7 protein-coding genes are annotated in these 22,838 nt (G+C 42.8%); 3 read left to right on the forward strand and 4 right to left on the reverse strand.

Annotated elements, in window-relative coordinates; all coding sequences use genetic code 11:
- The first annotated feature begins 232 nt into the window (after positions 1-232).
- A complete protein-coding gene (locus KZ793_RS14215) occupies positions 233-7,369 on the forward strand; it encodes a Tc toxin subunit A-related protein (RefSeq protein ID WP_225815935.1) in 7,137 nt (2,378 codons plus the stop codon).
- 187 nt (positions 7,370-7,556) lie between these two features.
- Here KZ793_RS14215 and KZ793_RS14220 read toward each other — a convergent pair whose 3' ends face one another.
- The gene (locus KZ793_RS14220; protein WP_225815936.1) at positions 7,557-8,471 is read right to left on the reverse strand and encodes a LysR family transcriptional regulator; all 915 of its coding nucleotides are present in this window, start codon (positions 8,469-8,471) and stop codon (positions 7,557-7,559) included.
- A gap of 694 nt (positions 8,472-9,165) precedes the next feature.
- On the opposite strand from KZ793_RS14220, the gene KZ793_RS14225 reads away from it, so the two are divergent.
- Positions 9,166-16,722: a Tc toxin subunit A-related protein gene (locus KZ793_RS14225; RefSeq protein ID WP_225815937.1), complete on the forward strand. Its 7,557-nt coding sequence runs from the start codon at positions 9,166-9,168 to the stop codon at positions 16,720-16,722.
- A 56-nt stretch (positions 16,723-16,778) separates the two neighbouring features.
- Positions 16,779-21,224: a SpvB/TcaC N-terminal domain-containing protein gene (locus KZ793_RS14230; protein WP_225815938.1), complete on the forward strand. Its 4,446-nt coding sequence runs from the start codon at positions 16,779-16,781 to the stop codon at positions 21,222-21,224.
- A 367-nt stretch (positions 21,225-21,591) separates the two neighbouring features.
- Here the strand turns inward: KZ793_RS14230 and KZ793_RS14235 are convergent, their stop codons facing one another.
- The 3 genes from KZ793_RS14235 to KZ793_RS14245 are packed head-to-tail and all read right to left on the reverse strand — an operon-like array spanning position 21,592 to position 22,549.
- The gene (locus KZ793_RS14235; RefSeq protein ID WP_225815939.1) at positions 21,592-21,879 is read right to left on the reverse strand and encodes an SDR family NAD(P)-dependent oxidoreductase; all 288 of its coding nucleotides are present in this window, start codon (positions 21,877-21,879) and stop codon (positions 21,592-21,594) included.
- A 32-nt stretch (positions 21,880-21,911) separates the two neighbouring features.
- The gene (locus tag KZ793_RS14240) at positions 21,912-22,319 is read right to left on the reverse strand and encodes an MFS transporter (protein WP_225815940.1); all 408 of its coding nucleotides are present in this window, start codon (positions 22,317-22,319) and stop codon (positions 21,912-21,914) included.
- Positions 22,320-22,348: 29 nt separating this feature from the next.
- Positions 22,349-22,549: a hypothetical protein gene (locus KZ793_RS14245; RefSeq protein WP_255619362.1), complete on the reverse strand. Its 201-nt coding sequence runs from the start codon at positions 22,547-22,549 to the stop codon at positions 22,349-22,351.
- Between the last annotated feature and the right edge of the window lie 289 nt (positions 22,550-22,838).

Raw genomic sequence — 22,838 nt, forward strand, 5'->3', positions numbered from 1 at the left:
TTTCATTGCTCATCAATCATAATGTCAACAATAACAGTTTATTCCCTACAGCTTTGATCAAAAAACAATTGCAAATTTTGCGGCTGCTTTTTTTGCAACAGCTATTTAAACAAAACAGTGACATAGTGACTATCCTCATCTTCCTATAGAACGGAATCATTCTCTTATTGTATTGATGGTACAGAGATCACACGGATGTTTCATTTACCTTATGATTTAAAAGGAATAAAACATGAATTCATACGTAAAAGACTCATACGTGAAAGTAATATCTGATGTATTGCAAAACCAGTGTGGTATTAATTGTCTGACCGATATCTGCCACTATTCTTTTAATGAATTCCGCCAGGAGGTCGGTGATAACCTTTCTTGGTCAGAGGCTAACCGCTTATACCATGATGCACAACAGGAACAAAAAGAGAATCACTTATATGAAGCGGGTATTCTTAAGCGGGCTAATCCGCAGTTACAAAATGCAGTGCACCTCGGTATTACTCTCCCTCATGCTGAATTACGAGGCTATAATAATGAATTCGGTGGCCGAGCCAGCCAATATGTCGCGCCAGGTTCGGTTTCCTCTATGTTCTCTCCCGCAGCTTATTTAACTGAACTCTATCGTGAAGCACGTAATTTACACGCCAGCGACTCCGTTTATCATCTGGATAATCGCCGCCCTGACCTCAAATTAATGGCGCTCAACCAGCAAAATATGGATACCGAGCTTTCTACTCTCTCTCTGTCCAATGAGCTTTTATTAGCAGGGATTAAAGCTAATCTGGACAGCGATATTAAAGTAATGGAAATGTTATCCACTTTCCGTCCTTCCGGCGCGACTCCTTATCATGATGCTTATGAAAATGTGCGTAAAGTTATCCAATTACAAGATCCTAAACTTGAGCAATTTCAGAAATCACCCGCTGTTGCCGGATTAATGCATCAAGCTTCACTGCTAGGGATTAATAACTCTATTTCGCCGGAATTGTTTAATATCCTGACAGAAGAGATTACCGAGGCTAATGCAGAGGAAATTTATAAAAAGAATTTTGGCGAAATAGACCCTACCTGGCTGGCAATACCAGAATGTCTAAAAAGTTATTATAATTTTAGTGATGAAGAGCTCAGCCAATTTATTCGTAAATATCCAGATCATGAACTGAATACTCAGAAAATACATTTACTAAGAATCAATAAAGTTATTTTATTATCACGAGCCGTAAACCTGCCATTTCTAAAACCAGATGAAATTATTCCAGAACAGAATATTAACCCAACAGTATTAAGTAAAATCTTTTTAGTTAAATACTATATGCAGAAATACAACATTGATACTGAAACGGCCTTAATACTATGTAACGCACCTATTTCACAGTATTCCTATAATAATCAACCTAGCCAATTTGATCGCCTATTTAATACCCCACCACTCAACGGACAACCTTTTGCCACCGAAAACACCAATATTGACTTAAGTCTGAACAGTACCGATAACTGGCACAAAACAGTACTTAAACGTGCTTTTAATGCCGATGATATTTCTCTTTATCGATTGCTCCATATTGCTAATCATGACAATAAAGATGGGAAAATTGCTAATAATATAAAAAATCTTTCCAATCTTTATATGACTAAATTACTGGCGGATATTCATCAATTAACGATTGATGAACTGTATTTACTACTGATTACTATCGGTGAAAATAAGAGAAATTTATATACCATTGATGATAAAGAGCTAGAGAAACTCATAAATAAACTCGACTTCCTAAGCAATTGGCTACGTACACAAAAATGGAGTGTCTATCAGTTATTTTTGATGACCACCACCAACTATGACAAAACGCTAACGCCTGAAATCCAAAACTTATTGAATACTGCCTACAACGGCTTACAAGACTTTAACAAAGAGGAAAAAAATCTATTAGCTACCTTATCCCACTATATTGCCGCAACCCTACAATTACCGTCTGAAAATATTGCACATTCTATTCTTCTCTGGGCCGATGTAATCAAACCAAGCGAAAAAGAAATAACAACAGAGAAATTCCAAAAATGGTTGCAAGATAAATATCTTCCAGGAGCATCAAAACCGCTGGAAATGCAGGAGCAAATTATTCAGTATTGCCACTGTCTGGCACAATTAACAATGATTTATCGTTCTTCTGGCATTAACGAAAATGCTTTTCGCCTATTTGTAACAAAACCAACCCTGTTTGGCATTCCTGATGAACCTGATAAAGTAGCACCAGCTCATAATGCACCAACATTAATCATCCTAACCCGCTTTGCCAATTGGGTTAACACACTAGGTGAAAAAGCCTCTCCTATTCTCACTGCTTTTGAAAATAAAACATTAACGGCGGAACAACTGGCTAATGCCATGAATCTTGACGTTAATTTACTGGAACAAGCCAGTATTCAAGCACAAAATCACAAACAGGTTACTAAAGAAAATACATTCTCCAATTGGCAATCCATCGATATTATTCTGCAATGGGTTAATGTAGCGAACTGTTTAAATATCTCCCCGCAAGGTATTTCAGCACTGATAACATTGGATTATATAAAACCAGTTCAAGAAACACCGACCTATGACCAATGGGAAAACGCAGCTATGGTATTAACTGCCGGGCTAGATACCCAACAGGCTAATACCCTACACAAATTCTTGGATGAGTCTCGCAGTACTGCATTAAGCAACTATTATATTGGTAAGATCGCCAACAGGTCAGCAGCGATTAAAAGCCGTGACGATTTGTACCAATATTTACTGATTGATAATCAAGTTTCCGCTGCAATAAAAACCACACGCATTGCTGAAGCCATTGCCAGTATTCAATTGTACGTCAACCGGGCGCTGGAAAATATAGAAACCCATGCCGTTTCTGATGTTATTACCCGTCAATTTTTTATCGATTGGGATAAATATAATAAACGTTACAGCACCTGGGCTGGCGTTTCACAATTAGTTTACTATCCCGAAAATTATATCGATCCGACAATGCGCATTGGACAAACGAAGATGATGGACACGCTACTGCAATCCGTCAGCCAAAGCCAACTAAATACCGATACGGTAGAAGATGCATTTAAATCTTACCTGACCTCGTTTGAACAAATAGCAAATTTAGCAGTCATTAGTGCATATCATGACAATGTTAATAATGACCAAGGGCTGACCTATTTTATCGGACACAGTAAAACAGAAGTTAATCAATATTACTGGCGAAGGGTCGATCACAGTAAATTTAACGACGGTAAATTCGCTGCTAATGCCTGGAGTGAATGGAATAAAATCGACTGCGCAATTAATCCCTACCAAAGCACCATCCGCCCAGTTATCTATAAATCCCGCTTATATTTGATTTGGCTGGAACAAAAGGAAGTCGCTAAACAGGATAAGGATAATAAAGTCATTACAGACTATCACTATGAATTAAAATTGGCTCATATTCGTTATGACGGCACCTGGAATACACCAATAGCCTTTGATGTAAATAACAAAATATCAGCATTAGAACTGGAAAAATATCAAGTTCCCGGACTCTATTGCGCAGGTTATCAAGGGGAAGATACCCTGCTGGTCATGTTTTATAGAAAAAAAGATAAATTGGATGATTATAAAACTGCGCCAATGCAAGGATTATATATTTTCTCTGACATGTCTTCCAAAGATATGACCAATGAACAACTCAACTCTTACCGAGATAACAGTTATACACATTTCGACACTAATAATATTATAAGAATAAATAACCGATATGCAGAGGATTATGAAATCCCTCCATTGATAAATCATAGCAACAGCCATGATTGGGGAGAATATAATCTCAGCCAAGTATATGGCGGAAGTATAGTTATCAATTACGAAGTTGCATCAAGTGATTTAAAAATTTATATTTCACAAAAATTAAGAATAATCCATGATGGAAAAGAAGGCCGGGAGCGTATTCAGTGCAATCTAATAAAGAAATACGGCAAACTGGGTGATAAATTCATTGTTTATACCAGCCTGGGAATTAATCCAAACAACTCATCAAATAAATTCATATTTTACCCCGTCTATCAATATGGCGAAAACGCTAGCAAACTCAACCAAGGGAGACTATTATTCCACCGAGATACCAATTATTCATCTAAAGTAGGAGCTTGGATTCCTGGAGCAGAACGTTCTCTTACTAATCAAAATGCAGCCATTGGTGATGATTATGCAACAGATTCTCTAAATAAACCGGATGATCTCAAGCAATACATCTATATGACTGACAGTAAAGGGACTGCTACTGATGTCTCAGGACCAGTAGATATCAACACCGCAATCTCTTCTGAAAAGGTTCAAGTCATAATCAAAGCTGGTAAAGAATACTTTCTTACTGCGAATAAAGATGTCTCCACTCAACCATCACCTAGCTTTGAAGAAATGTGTTATCAATTTAATACTCTTGAAATAAATGGTTCTAATTTGGAATTTATTAATAATTCAGCCAGTATTGATGTCACCTTTACCGCATTGGCAGATGATGGGCGCAAACTGGGTTATGAAAGTTTCAATATCCCTGTTACCCGAAAGGTTAAAACCGATAACGCGCTCACTCTTTGCCATGACGGAAATGGCGCTCAATATATGCAATGGGGAGCCTATCATATTCGTCTTAATACCCTATTTGCTCGCCAATTAGTTGAACGTGCCACTACGGGTATTGATACGATTCTAAGTATGGAGACTCAGAATATTCAGGAACCACAGTTAGGTAAAGGTTTCTATGCTACGTTTGTTATACCCCCCTATAACCAATCAACTCATGGTGATGAACGTTGGTTTAAGCTTTATATCAAACATGTTGCTGATAATAATTCACACATTATCTATTCAGGCAAGCTAAAAGATACAAGTGTAAGCACCACGCTATTTATTCCTCTTGATGATGTTCCACTGAATCAAGATTATCACGCCAAGGTTTATATGACCTTCAAGCAATCACCGTCAGATGATACCTGGTCGGGCCCTCACTTTATTAGGGATAATAAAGGAATAGTAACAATAAACCCTAAATCCATTTTGACCCATTTTGAGAGCGTCAATATCCTGAATAATGTTAGTAGCGAACCTATGGATTTCAGCGGCGCCAACAGCCTCTATTTCTGGGAACTGTTCTACTATACCCCGATGCTGGTTGCTCAACGTTTGCTACATGAACAAAACTTCGATGAAGCCAGCCGTTGGCTAAAATATGTCTGGAGCCCATCCGGTTATATTGTTCATGGTCAAATTAAAAACTACCACTGGAATGTGCGCCCATTACTGGAAAATACCCGTTGGAACAGTGATCCTCTGGATTCCGTCGATCCTGACGCAGTGGCACAGCACGATCCAATGCACTATAAAGTAGCCACTTTTATGCGTACTCTCGATCTACTGATGGCCCGCGGTGATCACGCTTATCGCCAACTGGAGCGGGATACGCTGAACGAAGCCAAAATGTGGTATATGCAGGCACTGCACCTGTTGGGTGATAAACCCTATCTGCCGCTTAGTTCCGCATGGAATGATCCACGTCTGGACAATGCGGCGGACACTACCATACAAAAAGCCTATTCCTACACAATAACCACCCTACGACAAGGCGCACCGGAATCATTATTACCGCGCTCCGCTAATACCCTGACCGATCTTTTCCTGCCACAAATCAACGACGTCATGTTGAGCTACTGGAACAAGCTGGAACTGCGCCTGTATAACTTGCGTCATAATCTCTCTATCGATGGTCAACCGCTCTATTTGCCAATGTATACCACACCGGCCGATCCGAAAGCGTTACTCAGCGCCGCCATTGCCACTTCTCAAGGTGGAGGCAAACTACCAGAGTCATTTATGTCACTGTGGCACTTCCCGCATATGCTGGAAAATGCCCGCGGCATGGTCACTCAACTCACACAGTTCGGTTCCACGTTGCAAAATATTATTGAACGCCAAGATGCTGAGGCTCTAAACGCTTTGCTACAAAATCAAGCCAAAGAATTGTTATTAACGACGCTAAGCATTCAGGACAAAACCATCGAAGAAATAGATGCTGAAAAAACCGTGCTGGAAAAATCTAAAGCCGGAGCACAATCGCGCTTTGACAACTACAGCAAGCTATACGATGAAGATGTCAACGCTGGTGAACACCAAGCTCTGGATATGCGAATAGCTTCCCAAAGTATTACCGCCGGATTGAAAGGCTTGCATATGGCTGCCGCAGCACTGGAGATGGTGCCCAATATCTACGGCTTTGCGGTCGGGGGAACACGCTATGGGGCGATTGCCAATGCCATTGCCATTGGTGGTGGTATCGCCGCAGATGGTCTATTAATTGAAGCGGAGAAAGTCTCGCAATCTGAAATATGGCGCCGTCGTCGTCAGGAGTGGGAGATCCAACGTAATAATGCCGAAGCAGAGATAAAACAAATCAATGCTCAACTCAAATCATTATCGGTACGCCGTGAAGCAGCACTATTACAGAAAACCAGCCTAAAAACTCAACAGGAACAAACCCAAGCGCAACTGGCCTTCCTGCAACGAAAATTCAGCAATCAAGCGCTGTACAACTGGTTACGTGGTCGGTTAGCCGCCATTTATTTCCAATTCTACGATTTAGTCGTCGCCCGTTGTCTGATGGCAGAACAAGCTTACCGTTGGGAAACTAATGATACCTCCGCACGCTTTATTAAACCGGGAGCCTGGCAAGGAACCTATGCCGGCCTGCTCGCCGGAGAAACCTTAATGTTGAATCTGGTACAAATGGAAGATGCCCACCTGAAACAAGAGCAACGTGCGCTAGAAGTGGAACGCACCGTTTCTCTGGCGCAGGTGTACCAATCCTTAGGGGAGAAAAGCTTTGCATTGAAAGATAAGATTGAAGCGTTGCTACAAGGAAGTGAAGGCACTTCCGCCGGTAACGACGGCAACCAATTGAAATTAACGACTAACAATACGCTGTCCGCGACGCTAACCTTGCAAGACCTGAAAATCAAAGATGACTACCCGGATCACATGCAGTTAGGTAAGACACGGCGCATTAAACAAATTAGTGTCTCCTTACCAACACTATTGGGGCCATATCAAGATGTTCAAGCTGTCCTGTCTTATGGTGGTAAGGCCACCGGGCTAGCTAAAGGCTGCAAAGCCTTGGCGGTCTCTCACGGCTTGAATGACAATGGTCAGTTCCAACTCGATTTCAACGATGGCAAATTCCTGCCATTTGAAGGGATCGATATTAATGACCAGGGTACATTAACGCTAAGTTTCCCTAATGCCACCAGTAAACAAAAAAACATATTACAGATGCTGACCGATATTATTCTGCATATTCGCTACACTATTCTCGAATAACCAGCCCCAACATCACCTGCAACAGGCCCTAATCAGGGCCTGTCATTAAAAATCACCTTACGTGCCATTGTTATTTCAAGTATCTGAATAGAAAAATTATCCCTATTATGTAAAAGGACTGAATTCAATCACGATAATATTTCATTAATCCAGACCAGTGGTTTAATTAATTCAATGATAAACAACCCTAAAGAATTAAATCGGAAATTAATAAATTCAACGGCTCGTTATACTTACTTCTAAGAGTATAAGCACAATATTTCACTGATGGTGTTGGATACGATTTAAAATTCAAAAAGGTAATGCCTTTATGAAGGTCAGCAGAACAGAGCACTTCATTCGGTGTCATTAAACTTATCGCAACACCTGATTTCACTAAATCCAACCGATTAGTGAAATCAGGAACAGTTAACAGAGTTAAATTGTGATACTCCGGTAGACAATTCAGTGGAATAAAACCGTCACACTGTTTCAAGAAAGCACTATTATGCTGAGCCAAAGGCAATGTGGATATAATATCATCAGCATGACTTTCCGATCCTAAAATATCATTAGCGATAGCAAGACGCAGCACCTGATAAGTTCCATCTATCCTTATAATATTATCGTTGTCAGGATAATGTTCAGTCGTCACATGGACCGTTATCTCTCCTTTCATTAAAGAAGAAAATATTGCCTCTTTTCTTGCCGAATCATCAATAAGAAAATTATTTCTTATGTAAATATCACGATAATGATAACGTTGAACGGCTCTTTTTATCACTGCCGGGATATTATTAATATATTCTCCACTTGTCCCGATAACCAGTTTGCCCGCGTTTGTTAATTTCCCACTTCTACGATAATGCCAATTATCCTCAACTCGCTGAATTCTCTCATAATACGGCAATAACTCCTGATATAATGCCCTCCCCTCCTCAGTGAGTTTGGTCCTGCCCGGTAATCTTTCAAATAATTGACAACCCACACGTTGTTCCAATTGGTATATGATCCTACTTAAGGGAGAGGGAGTAATACAAAGCGTATCCGCGGCTAAAGTGAATGATTCTTTTTTCGCTGATTCCATAAAATACTTCAAGTGCTTTGAACAAAATAGCATCATATATCCTTCTTATTTTAATTCATCGTTCCATCCGCAATAGAATGGAATGTTAACAACAAAACATGACAACAACTTTTCTGTCTTGCATTATTTAACATTGAGGTACGTATTAACTGAGCTTGAGTTTTATCATCTTTATTCTTAGCGCTTATCAAACAATTTTCATTATTATTGCAAAATAAATATACCCTCCCTTTATGTTACAATAATGATCATAAATAAATTTGACATATTGTCATTAAGTAAAAATAGGCACGATTGACCATTTAATTAAACATTTCAATTGGTTGACAAAACACCATCATGCTCAATATGTAATGAGTGCAATTTTAATGTTAGATAAATTGCACAATTTATATTCGTTATTACTAAACTTCGCTTTCCTCGTACAGTTCATCAGGTAAACAACAGCGCACTATTTCCAGCCAACCCTGACTAGAAAATCAGTTGCAAATTTTGCATCTGCTTTTTTTGCAACAGCTATTTAAAAAAAACAGTGAGATAGTGATTCTCTGAGAGATAAAGGTATGTCTGTTTTTCACTCGCCAGTTATTGCTATGCCTATCTCAGCTATTTCTCAAAATCTATATTTGATTATCTCTTCTTCCGATGGAACGGAATCATTCTCTGATTGATCCATGATGTAAAGACAACACGGATGTTTCATTTACTTTATGATTTAAAAGGAATAAATATGAATTCTCCTGTAAAAGAGATACCTGATGTATTAAAAAGCCAGTGTGGTTTTAATTGCCTGACGGATATTAGCCACAGCTCTTTTAACGAATTTCACCAGCAAGTATCCGAACATCTCTCCTGGTCCGAAGCACACGACTTATATCATGATGCACAACAGGCCCAAAAGGATAACCGGCTGTATGAAGCGCGTATTCTTAAACGCGCAAATCCTCAATTACAAAATGCTGTACATCTTGCCATCGTAGCACCTAATACGGAACTGATAGGCTATAACAATCAATTTAGTGGTAGAGCCAGTCAATATGTCGCACCGGGTACTGTTTCCTCTATGTTTTCACCCGCCGCTTATTTGACTGAACTTTATCGTGAAGCATGCAATTTGCATGCGGACGATTCCGTTTACCATCTGGATACCCGCCGTCCAGATCTCAAATCGATGGCGCTCAGCCAGCAAAATATGGATACGGAACTTTCTACTCTTTCTTTGTCCAATGAGCTGTTATTAGAAAGCATTAAAACTGAGCCTGAGCTGGATAATTATACTAAAGTGATGGAAATGCTCTCTACTTTCCGTCCTTCCGGCGCGACGCCTTATCACGATGCTTACGAAAATGTGCGTAAAGTTATCCAGCTACAAGATCCTGGGCTTGAGCAATTAAATGCTTCACCAGCCATTGCCGGGCTGATGCATCAAGCCTCCCTATTGGGTATTAACGCTTCAATCTCACCCGAGCTGTTTAATATTCTGACGGAAGAGATTACCGAAGGTAATGCCGAGGAACTTTATAAGAAAAATTTTGGTAATATCGAACCGGCTTCACTGGCAATGCCGGAATACCTTAAACGTTATTATAATTTAAGTGATGAAGAACTTAGCCAGTTTATTGGTAAAGCCAGCAATTTTGGTCAACAGGAATATAGTAATAACCAGCTCATTACTCCAGTAGTCAACAGCAATGATGGCACAGTCAAGGTATATCGGATTACCCGCGAATATACAACAAATGCCAATCAAGTAGACGTAGAGCTCTTTCCCTACGGTGGTGAGAATTATCAGTTAAATTATAAATTCAAAGATTCTCGGGATGTTTCCTATTTATCTATCAAGTTAAATGACAAAAGAGAACTTATTCGAACTGAAGGAACTCCTCAGGTCAATATAGAATACTCCGCAAATATCACATTAAGTACCACTGATATTAGCCAGCCTTTTGAAATTGGCTTGACACGAGTATATCCTAATACTAATTACGCGTATGCTGCCGCAAAATTTACCGTTGAAGAGTATAACCAATACTCTTTCCTGCTAAAGCTCAATAAAGCTATCCGTCTTTCCCGTGCGACAGAATTATCACCCACCATTCTGGAAAGTATTGTACGTAGTGTTAATCCGCAACTGGATATCAACACAGAAGTATTAGGCAAAGTTTTTCTGACTAAATACTATATGCAGCGTTATACTATTAATGCTGAAACTGCCCTGATACTATCCAATGCCCTTATTTCACAACGTTCATATGATAATCAACCTAGCCAATTTGATCGCCTGTTTAATACGCCATTACTGAACGGCCAATATTTTTCTACCGGAGATGAAGAGATTGATTTAAATCCAGGTAGCACTGGCGATTGGCGAAAGGCGGTACTTAAACGTGCATTTAATATTGATGATGTCTCGCTCTACCGTCTGCTTAAAATTACCAACCATAATAATCAAGATGGAAAGATTAAAAATGACTTAGAGAATCTGTCCGACTTATATATTGGGAAATTACTGGCAGAAATTCATCAATTAACCATTGATGAATTGGATTTATTACTGGTTGCCGTGGGTGAAGGGAAAACTAATTTATCCGCTATCAGTGATAAACAACTGGCGACACTGATCAGAAAACTCAATACCATTACCGGCTGGCTACAGACACAGAAGTGGAGTGTGTTCCAATTATTTGTCATGACCGCCACCAGCTATAATAAAATACTAACGCCTGAAATTAAGAATCTGCTAGATACCGTCTACCACGGTTTACAAGGCTTTGATAAAGACAAGGCAGATTTACTACCTGTGATAGCGCCCTATATTGCAGCCACTTTACAATTATCATCGGAAAATGTCGCCCATTCCGTGCTGCTTTGGGCAGATAAGTTACAGCCCGGCGACGGCGCAATGACAGCAGAAAAATTCTGGGACTGGTTGAATACTCAATATACGCCAGATTCATCGGAAGTATTAGAAACACAGGAACATATTGTTCAATATTGTCAGGCGTTAGCACAATTGGAAATGGTTTACCATTCCACCGGCATCAACGAAAACGCCTTCCGTCTGTTTGTGACAAAACCAGAGATGTTTGGCACTTCTACTGGGGCCGCACCTGCGCATGATGCACTTTCACTGATCATGCTGACGCGTTTTGCTGATTGGGTTAACGCGCTAGGTGAAAAAGCCTCTTCCGTATTAGCGGCATTTGAAGCTAACACTTTAACGGCGGAACAACTGGCTAACGCCATGAATCTTGATGCCAATTTGCTATTGCAAGCCAGTATTCAAGCACAAAACCATCCACATCTTCCTCCAGTGACGCAAGAAAATGCTTTCTCCTGTTGGACATCTATCAACACTATCCTGCAATGGATTAATGTTGCACAACAATTGAATGTCGCCCCGCAGGGCGTTTCCGCTTTGGTCGGACTGGATTATATTCAATTAAATCAAAAAATACCGACCTATGCCCAGTGGGAAAGCGCTGCGGGAGTATTAACCGCCGGATTGAATTCACAACAGGCCGATACATTACACGCTTTTCTGGATGAATCTCGCAGTGCCGCATTAAGCACCTACTATATCCGTAAAGTCGCAAAAGCAGCGGCGGCCATTAAAAGCCGTGATGACCTGTATCAGTATTTACTGATTGATAATCAAGTTTCCGCTGCAATCAAAACTACCCGGATCGCCGAAGCTATTGCCAGTATTCAACTGTATGTCAACCGAACGCTGGAAAATGTGGAAGAAAATGCCAATTCAGGGGTTATTAGCCGCCAGTTCTTTATTGACTGGGACAAATATAACAAACGCTACAGCACCTGGGCGGGTGTTTCTCAATTAGTTTACTACCCAGAAAACTATATTGATCCGACCATGCGCATCGGCCAAACCAAAATGATGGACGCATTACTGCAATCCGTCAGCCAAAGCCAATTAAACGCCGATACCGTCGAAGACGCCTTTATGTCTTATCTGACTTCGTTTGAACAGGTGGCTAATCTTAAAGTTATTAGCGCGTATCACGATAATATTAACAACGATCAAGGGCTGACCTATTTTATCGGCCTCAGTGAAACTGATACCGGTGAATATTATTGGCGCAGTGTCGATCATAGTAAATTCAGCGATGGCAAGTTCGCGGCTAATGCCTGGAGTGAGTGGCACAAAATTGATTGCCCAATTAATCCTTACCAAAGCACGATTCGGCCAGTAATACATAAATCCCGCCTCTATCTGCTCTGGCTGGAGCAAAAGGAGATCACCAAACAGACAGGAAATAGCAAAGATGGCTATCAAACCGAAACGGATTATCGTTATGAACTGAAATTGGCACATATCCGTTATGACGGCACCTGGAATACGCCAATCACCTTTGATGTCAATGAAAAAATATCCAAGCTAGGACTGGCAAAAAATAAAGCGCCTGGGCTCTATTGTGCGGGTTATCAAGGTGAAGATACGTTGCTAGTTATGTTTTATAACCAACAAGATACACTCGATAGTTATAAAACTGCTTCAATGCAAGGGCTATATATCTTTGCCGATATGGCATCCAAAGATATGACCGATGAACAATGCAAAGCTTATCGGGACAACAGCTATCAACAATTTGATACCAACAACGTCAGAAGAGTGAATAACCGCTATGCGGAAAATTATGAGATTCCTTCATCGGTAAACAGCAATAAAGGTTATGGCCGAGGAGAATATAATCTCAGTATGGTACATGGCGGAGATATTCCTATTATCCGTTATCAAGCCTCATCAAGTGATTTAAAAATCCATATCTCACCTAAGTTAAGAATTACCCATGAAGGAGCCGATGAACGAACACGTAATCAGTGCAGCCTGATAAAAAAATATGGCAAACTGGGTGATAAATTCATTATCTATACCAATCTGAGTGTCAATACAGATTGGACATCAAATAAAAAGTTAATATACCCGGTTTATCAATATAGTGGAAACGCTACTAATAATAGAGAAAGTAGATTACTGTTTTATCGGGATAACCAAACTGGTAAAGTAAGTTTCTTTCTTCCTAATTGGGGGCAAAGCCTACATTCAGAAACTACCAATAGTAATAACGGCTATATTATAGATACTTCTAACCAAGAACCTTTGTTTAAACAATATCTCTATATGGAGGACACAAATAATGGATTCCGTATTATTGCCACTGATGTCAATAATGCAAAAGAGATCAAAACTGCAATTCCTGCCGCAAAAGTTCAGATAACAGTAAAAGCGGGTAGTAAAGAACAAACCTTTACCGCAGATAAAGATGTCTCCATTCAGCCATCACCTAGCTTTGATGAAATGAATTATCAATTTAATTCTCTCGAAATAGAGGGCTCTGGTCTGAATTTTATTAATAATTCAGCCAGTATTGATGTCACCTTTACTGCATTTGCGGAGGATGGGCGCAAACTGGGTTATGAAAGTTTCAGTATTCCTGTTACCCGCAAGGTGAATACCGATAATGCTCTGACCCTTCACCATAATGAAAATGGTGCGCAATATATGCAATGGAAAGCCTATCGTACTCGCCTGAATACTCTATTCGCCCGCCAATTGGTTGCACGCGCTACCACCGGAATCGATACAATTCTCAGCATGGAAACCCAGAATATCCAAGAATCTATGATGGGAATTGGCGCCTACGTGGAATTAGTTATGGATAAATATAATCCAGAAATCCACGGTTCTAATAAATCCTTTACGATTATGTATTATGATATTTTTAAATCAGGTGATAAGTTCCCTATTTATCAAGGGACATTAAGCGATACCGCGCCAATAAAAATACCATTATTCTTATCCCGTTTTGATGATGCTCATGGAAACAAAGATAATCTCTATGTCTATGCGGTTTATCAAAAACAGGAAACAAATGCTATCCGCTTTGTTAAAAAGGATAATAATGAACTCGCTATATTCGACACTACCTATAAGAATGGGACTTTCCCAGGGCTTGCATCAACCAGAGTCGTGCCCACTTTCACAGAACCAATGGATTTCAGTGGCGCTAACAGCCTCTATTTCTGGGAACTGTTCTACTATACCCCGATGCTGGTTGCCCAACGTTTGCTACATGAACAAAACTTTGACGAAGCGAACCGCTGGCTGAAATATGTCTGGAGCCCATCCGGGTATATTGTTCACGGCCAGATTCAGAACTACCACTGGAACGTCCGCCCGTTACTGGAAGACACCAGTTGGAACAGTGATCCTCTGGATTCCGTCGATCCTGACGCGGTGGCACAACACGATCCAATGCATTACAAAGTCTCAAGCTTTATGCGCACCCTTGATCTATTGATAGCACGCGGCGATCATGCTTACCGCCAACTGGAGCGAGATACACTTAACGAAGCGAAGATGTGGTATATGCAAGCGCTGCATCTGTTAGGCGATAAACCTTATCTGCCGCTGAGTACGACATGGAGTGATCCACGGTTGGACAGAGCCGCAGATATTACTACCCAAAATGCTTACTCAAGCTCAATAGTCGCCCTGCGACAGAGCACACCGGCACTTTTATCATTACGCAGTGCCAATACCCTGACTGATCTCTTCCTGCCGCAAATCAACGAAGTGATGATGAATTACTGGCAGACATTGGCTCAGAGATTGTACAACCTGCGTCATAACCTCTCTATCGACGGTCAACCGCTATATCTGCCAATCTATGCCACGCCGGCGGACCCGAAAGCGTTACTCAGTGCCGCTGTTGCCACTTCTCAAGGTGGAGGCAAGCTACCAGAGTCATTTATGTCCCTGTGGCGTTTCCCGCACATGCTGGAAAATGCTCGCAGTATGGTTAGCCAGCTCACCCAGTTCGGCTCTACGTTACAAAATATTATCGAACGTCAGGATGCAGAGGCGCTTAATGCGTTATTACAAAATCAGGCCGCAGAGCTGATATTGACTAACCTGAGCATTCAAGACAAAACCATTGAAGAATTGGATGCCGAGAAAGCCGCACTGGAAAAATCCAAAGCGGGAGCCCAATCGCGCTTTGATAGCTATAGCAAACTGTATGATGAAAACATCAATGCCGGTGAAAACCAAGCTATGACGCTACGAGCGTCCGCAGCCGGGCTTACCACGGCAGTTCAAGCAGCCCGTCTGGCTGGCGCAGCGGCTGATCTGGTGCCTAACATCTTCGGCTTCGCCGGTGGAGGTAGCCGTTGGGGGGCTATCGCTGAGGCAACCGGCTATGTAATGGAATTCTCCGCTAATGTTATGAACACCGAAGCGGATAAAATTAGCCAATCTGAAACCTACCGTCGTCGCCGTCAGGAGTGGGAGATCCAGCGTAATAATGCTGAAGCGGAATTGAAGCAAATCGACGCTCAGTTTAAATCGCTGGCAATACGCCGTGAAGCCGCCGTATTGCAGAAAACCAGTCTGAAAACCCAACAAGAACAGACTCAATCCCAATTGGCCTTCCTGCAACGTAAGTTCAGCAATCAGGCATTGTACAACTGGCTACGTGGGCGATTGGCGGCGATTTATTTCCAGTTCTACGATTTGGCTGTGGCGCGTTGTCTCATGGCAGAACAGGCTTACCGGTGGGAACTCAATGATAACTCTGCACGCTTTGTCAAACCGGGCGCCTGGCAAGGCACCTATGCCGGTCTGCTTGCGGGTGAAACCTTGATGCTGAGTCTGGCACAAATGGAAGATGCCCATCTGAAACGAGATAAACGCGCACTAGAGGTTGAACGCACAGTGTCGCTGGCCGAAATTTATGCTGGATTACCAAAAGATAAAGGCCCATTCTCCCTGGCTCAAGAAATTGAGAAGCTAGTGAATGAAGGCTCAGGCAGTGCCGGCAGTGGTAATAATAATTTGGCATTTGGCACCGGCACGGACACTAAAACCTCTTTGCAAGCATCAGTTTCATTAGCTGATTTGAAAATTCGTGAGGATTACCCGGCATCTCTTGGCAAAATTCGACGTATCAAACAGATCAGCGTTACCCTGCCCGCGCTACTGGGGCCCTATCAGGATGTGCAGGCAATATTGTCTTACGGCGATAAAGCCGGATTAGCTAACGGCTGCGAAGCGCTAGCAGTTTCCCACGGTATGAATGACAGCGGCCAATTCCAGCTCGATTTCAACGATGGCAAATTCCTGCCATTCGAAGGTATCGTCATTGATCAAGGCACGCTGACATTGAATTTCCCAAATGCATCAACGCCAGACAAAGGTAAACAAGCCACTATGCTAAAAACCCTGAGCGATATCATTTTGCATATTCGCTACACCATTAAATAACCGTCCCAATACAGAACTAAGGCAGGCCCCGAATCGGGGCCTGGTAAGGAGTTTCTATGCAGAATTCACAGACATTCAGTGTGACCGAGCTGTCATTACCCAAAGGCGGCGGTGCCATTACCGGTATGGGTGAAGCGTTAACACCAACCGGGCCGGATGGTATGGCTGCCTTATCCCTGCCATTACCCATTTCTGCCGGGCGGGGTTATGCACCCTCGCTCACTCTGAATTACAACAGTGGAACCGGTAACAGCCCATTTGGTCTCGGTTGGGACTGCAACGTCATGACAATTCGTCGTCGCACCAGTACCGGCGTGCCAAGTTACGATGAAACCGATACTTTTCTGGGTCCAGAAGGTGAAGTGTTGGTCGTAGCATTAAATGAGGGAGGTCAAGCTGATATCCGCAGTGAATCCTCATTGCAAGGCATCAATTTGGGAACGACCTTCACCGTGACCGGTTATCGCTCCCGTCTGGAAAGCCACTTTAGCCGGTTGGAATACTGGCAACCCAAAACAGCAAGCACAACCGATTTCTGGCTGATATACAGCCCCGACGGACAGGTCCATTTACTGGGCAAAAATCCTCAAGCACGTATCAGCAATCCACTAAATGTTGCCCAAACAGCGCAATGGCTGTTGGAAGCCTCAGTATCATCCCACGGTGAGCAGATTTATTATCAGTATCGAGCCGAAAATGAAACAGATTGCGCAACTGACGAGCTCACAGCCCACCCGAACGCAACCGTTCAACGCTATCTGCAAGCAGTCCATTACGGTAACCTGACCGCCAGCGAAGTTTTTCCCACACTGAACGGAGATGACCCACTTAAATCTGGCTGGTTGTTCTGTTTAGTATTTGATTACGGTGAGCGCAAAAACAGCTTATCTGAAATGCCATCATTTAAAGTCACAAGTAACTGGCTTTGCCGCCAAGACCGTTTTTCCCGTTATGAGTACGGTTTTGAATTGCGCACCCGTCGCCTATGCCGCCAAATATTGATGTTTCACCGTCTACAAACCCTGTCTGATCAGGCAAAAGGGGACGATGAACCCGCGTTGGTTTCACGTCTGATACTGGATTATGACGAGAACACGGTGGTCAGTACGCTCGTTTCTGTCCGCCGAGTGGGACATCAGCAAGATGGCACAACAGCGGTCACCCTGCCACCATTGGAGCTGGCTTATCAGCCTTTTGAGCCAGAACAAAAAGCACTCTGGCAACCAATGGATGTACTGGCAAATTTCAACACCATTCAGCGCTGGCAACTGCTTGACCTGAAAGGAGAAGGCGTGCCCGGTATTCTGTATCAGGATAGAAATGGCTGGTGGTATCGAGCTGCCCAACGTCAAACAGGGGAAGAGATGAATGCGGTCACCTGGGGGAAAATGCAACTCCTTCCCATCACACCCGCTATTCAGGACAACGCCTCACTGATGGATATTAACGGTGACGGGCAACTGGACTGGGTTATCACCGGGCCGGGGCTAAGGGGCTATCACAGCCAACACCCGGATGGTAGCTGGACACGTTTTACACCATTACATGCCTTGCCGATAGAATATTCTCATCCCCGTGCCCAACTTGCCGATTTAATGGGGGCCGGACTGTCCGATTTGGTGCTGATTGGTCCCAAAAGTGTGCGCTTGTATGCTAATAACCGTGATGGTTTTACCGAAGGGCGGGATGTGGTGCAATCTGGTGATATCACCCTGCCGTTACCGGGTGCCGATGCCCGTAAGTTAGTGGCATTTAGTGACGTACTCGGTTCGGGCCAAGCACATCTGGTTGAAGTTAGTGCAACCAAAGTCACCTGTTGGCCAAATCTGGGACATGGCCGTTTTGGTCAGCCCATCACATTGCCGGGATTCAGCCAATCCGCCGCCAATTTTAATCCCAACCGGGTTCATCTGGCCGATCTGGACGGCAGTGGTCCTGCCGATTTGATTTATGTTCATGCTGACCATCTGGATATTTTCAGAAATGAAAGTGGTAACGGTTTTACAAAACCATTCACACTTCATTTTCCTGACGGCCTGCGTTTTGATGATACTTGCCAGCTACAGGTGGCCGATGTACAAGGGTTAGGGGCTGTCAGCCTGATCCTGAGCGTACCGCATATGGCACCACATCATTGGCGCTGCGATCTGACCAACACGAAACCGTGGTTGCTCAGTGAAATGAACAACAACATGGGCGCTCATCACACCCTGCATTACCGTAGCTCCGTCCAATTCTGGCTGGATGAAAAAGCCGCAGCCTTAGCTACCGGACAAATACCGGTCTGTTATCTGCCTTTCCCAGTCCATACCCTTTGGCAAACAGAGACAGAGGATGAAATCAGTGGCAATAAGTTAGTGACCACTCTACGTTACGCCCACGGTGCCTGGGATGGACGTGAACGGGAATTTCGTGGCTTTGGTTATGTTGAACAGACAGACAGCCATCAACTAGCTCAAGGCAATGCGCCGGAACGTGCACCACCATCACTCACCAAAAACTGGTATGCCACCGGAGTCCCTGCGGTAGATAACACGCTATCCACCGGATATTGGCACGGTGATAAGCAAGCTTTCACCGGTTTTACGCCACGCTTTACTCTCTGGAAAGAGGACAAAGATGTTCTGTTGACACCGGAAGATGACCCTAATCTGTACTGGTTAAACCGGGCATTAAAAGGTCAGCCACTACGTAGTGAACTCTACGGGCTAGACGGCAGCGAACAGCAAAAGATCCCCTATACAGTTACGGAATCCCGCCCACAGGTGCGCCAATTACAAGATGACACTACCGCTTCCCCAGTGCTCTGGGCCTCAATCGTGGAAAGCCGTAGTTATCACTATGAACGCATTATCAGTGACCCCCAATGCAATCAGGACATCACTCTGTCCAGTGACCTGTTCGGGCAACCACTGAAACAAGTTTCGGTGCAATATCCCCGCCGCAGTAAACCGACAACTAATCCGTATCCTGACACACTACCGGATACTCTGTTTGCCAGCAGTTATGACGACCAACAACAGCGATTGCGGTTAACCTGCCAGCAGTCCAGTTGGTATCACCTAACCGGTAATGAACTCAGAGTGTTGGGATTACCGGATGGTACACGCAGTGATGCCTTTACTTACGATGCCAAACACGTGCCTGTTGACGGTTTAAATCTGGAAGCCCTATGTGCTGAAAATAGCCTGATTGCCGATGATAAACCACGCGAATACCTCAACCAGCAACGAACGTTCTATACCGATGGGAAAATCGATGGAAAAAACCAAGCACTACTGAAAACACCGATACGACAAGCTTTAATCGCCTTTACCGAAATGGCGGTATTAACGGAATCCCTGTTATCCGCATTTGATGGCGGTATCACGCCAGATGAATTACCCGGCATTCTGACACAAGCAGGATATCAACAAGAACCTTATCTGTTCCCACGCACCGGCGAAGACAAAGTCTGGGTAGCACGTAAAGGCTATACCGATTACGGGACTGAGGCACAATTTTGGCGTCCTGTCGCACAACGTAACACTCAGTTAACCGGGAAAACGACGCTGAAATGGGATACCCACTACTGTGTCATCACTCAAACCCAAGACGCTGCTGGTTTGACTGTCTCAGCCAATTATGACTGGCGTTTTCTCACACCGGTGCAACTGACTGATATCAATGATAATGTTCATCTCATAACTTTGGATGCACTAGGGCGCCCTGTTACGCAACGTTTCTGGGGGATCGAAAATGGTGTAGCCACAGGTTATTCTTCGCCAGAAGAAAAACCGTTCACTCCGCCAACCAATGTCAGTACAGCTATTGATTTGACCGGACCACTCCCTGTAGCTCAGTGTCTGGTCTATGCCCCGGACAGTTGGATGCCACTATTCAGTCAGGAAACCTTCAACACATTGCCTCTGGAAGAGCAGAAGACGCTGCGTGATTTACGGATTATCACGGAAGATTGGCGTATTTGCGCACTGGCTCGCCGCCGTTGGGTGCAAAGTCAACAGACCGGCACACCATTGGTTAAGCTGTTAACCAACAGCATCGGTTTACCTCCCCATAACCTTACGCTGACCACGGACCGTTATGACCGCGATTCTGGACAGCAAATTCGCCAACAAGTCGCATTCAGTGATGGTTTTGGCCGCCTGTTGCAAGCGTCTGTACGGCATGAGGCAGGCGAAGCCTGGCAACGCAACCAAGACGGTGCTCTGGTGACAAAAATGGAGGATACCAAGACGCGTTGGGCGGTCACGGGACGCACCGAATATGACAATAAGGGGCAGACGATACGAACTTATCAGCCCTATTTCCTCAACGACTGGCGGTATGTGAGTGATGACAGCGCCAGAAAAGAAGCCTATGCCGATACACATATCTATGATCCGATTGGGCGGGAAATCCGGGTTATTACCGCAAAAGGCTGGCTGCGACAGAGCCAATATTTCCCGTGGTTTACCGTGAGTGAGGATGAGAATGATTTGGCCGCTGACGCAATCGTATAATTGAATCAATATTCGCTCGTTTAATGTTAACGAGCGGATATACCCGTTATCTTTCAAGTTGCCTCTTTGTTGGCTCATCAAAAATATAAACATCCGCATCGGTAATAAAAGCTGATGTCAATAAAAATTTCTTTTTTATCCCAAGTGACATTTGACCATATTCAATGCCAGAATAATTAGATATACCAAAACCATTTAAATATACCCTTCATCTTTCAAGCTGCTGCTTTGTTGGCTGCTTTCACTCACCCCAGTCACATAGTTATCTATGCTCCTGGGGATTCGTTCACTTGCCGCCGCGCTGCAACTCGAAATCTATTAGGTATAGTAATCTAATTGATGTTTTAAATTACTTTTCCTATAACATTTACTTAAATTTATCACGTCTATTTGTGATAAGGATATCCACCATAGGTGAAGTTGTTAACACTGCCTTTTGTGTTTCCGGTTGAGTTATATCACCCGATATCCATCTTATCGACACGGCTGAATTTATCTCTTGCAACTGTAGCGCTGCCATTTCCAATTGTTCAGTTCGTCGTGCGTTAATGACAACATTTACACCTTCTGCAACTAACGCCGCCGCGCAAGCAAAACCCAGACCTTCGCTGGCTGCATATATAACAGCCCAACGCCCCGTTATTTTAAGATCCATATTCTCTCCATATATGAATAGTTCTACAAACGTCAGTTTTCTGTTTCAGACACCCAGTATTGGGTACAAACTATTAAAATGAAACAAATCAGAGCAAGAGCAAAAAGTCCCCACATCAAGCCAGTCGCAGTCGTTGTATGACCACTGGAGAAAAACCATAATACAATAGCTGCTCCGGCCATTTTGAGTGCCCCCTGCAAAGCGCTACCCGTTCCTGATAATTCAGGATGACCATGTAAACTTATCCCGAGTAATAAAGGGGAAGATAACCCACACCCCAACCCTATCGCAAAACTATAAATAATGATGAAGCCAATTGATAATATCTGAGTGAAGTGAATAAAAATGAGCGCTATTACCGTGAATGACAGTAATAATGGCAAAGATATTTTAAGAATGTATTCAGGTGTGGCGTGTGATAATCCTTTTTTTGTTAACAATGAACCTATTACAATTCCAGCAGAATAGATTATAAACAGATATCCGTTCTGTGATGACGATAACCCAAATTGGGTCTGGAATACGAAAGGACTGGCAGTGTCATTTTGACAAAAATCGCACCTAACAACATCATGATGGCTAGCACGATAAAATTAAATTTCCACAGCAGATACTCTGTGATATATCCCCCAATAATGGGGGCAAAAGCAGGAGAAACTTGTGATGCCATAGAAAAAATTGCCAGTGATTTTGATAATTCCGTCTTAATTTTATCAGTAAGTAAATTATTTAATTTAACATATAAAAAATATCAAACTTTATAAAATGTAGTTAACTAACATATATATGGATTTAATTTTGATTAAAATTTATATTCATATAAACCTTCATAACAAGAGTAATATAAATATATTTTTATTATCACGATTAAATACTATCTTTGTATCCAGTGTAAAAGTCCCCGAAAATCACAAGTCAGGACTATTCATCGTTCCAAAAATATTGTTTCACATGCTCTT

Origin of the sequence: Photorhabdus antumapuensis, assembly GCF_020387775.1 — a bacterium.
Classification (GTDB): domain Bacteria; phylum Pseudomonadota; class Gammaproteobacteria; order Enterobacterales; family Enterobacteriaceae; genus Photorhabdus; species Photorhabdus antumapuensis.

Bases quoted from the DNA above. Each gene is read 5' to 3' on its own strand.
- KZ793_RS14235 (WP_225815939.1), bottom strand. From the start codon at position 21,879: ATGGATCTTAAAATAACGGGGCGTTGGGCTGTTATATATGCAGCCAGC.
- KZ793_RS14245 (WP_255619362.1), bottom strand. From the start codon at position 22,549: ATGGCATCACAAGTTTCTCCTGCTTTTGCCCCCATTATTGGGGGATAT.
- KZ793_RS14215 (WP_225815935.1), top strand. From the start codon at position 233: ATGAATTCATACGTAAAAGACTCATACGTGAAAGTAATATCTGATGTA.
- KZ793_RS14230 (WP_225815938.1), top strand. From the start codon at position 16,779: ATGCAGAATTCACAGACATTCAGTGTGACCGAGCTGTCATTACCCAAA.
- KZ793_RS14225 (WP_225815937.1), top strand. From the start codon at position 9,166: ATGAATTCTCCTGTAAAAGAGATACCTGATGTATTAAAAAGCCAGTGT.
- KZ793_RS14220 (WP_225815936.1), bottom strand. From the start codon at position 8,471: ATGATGCTATTTTGTTCAAAGCACTTGAAGTATTTTATGGAATCAGCG.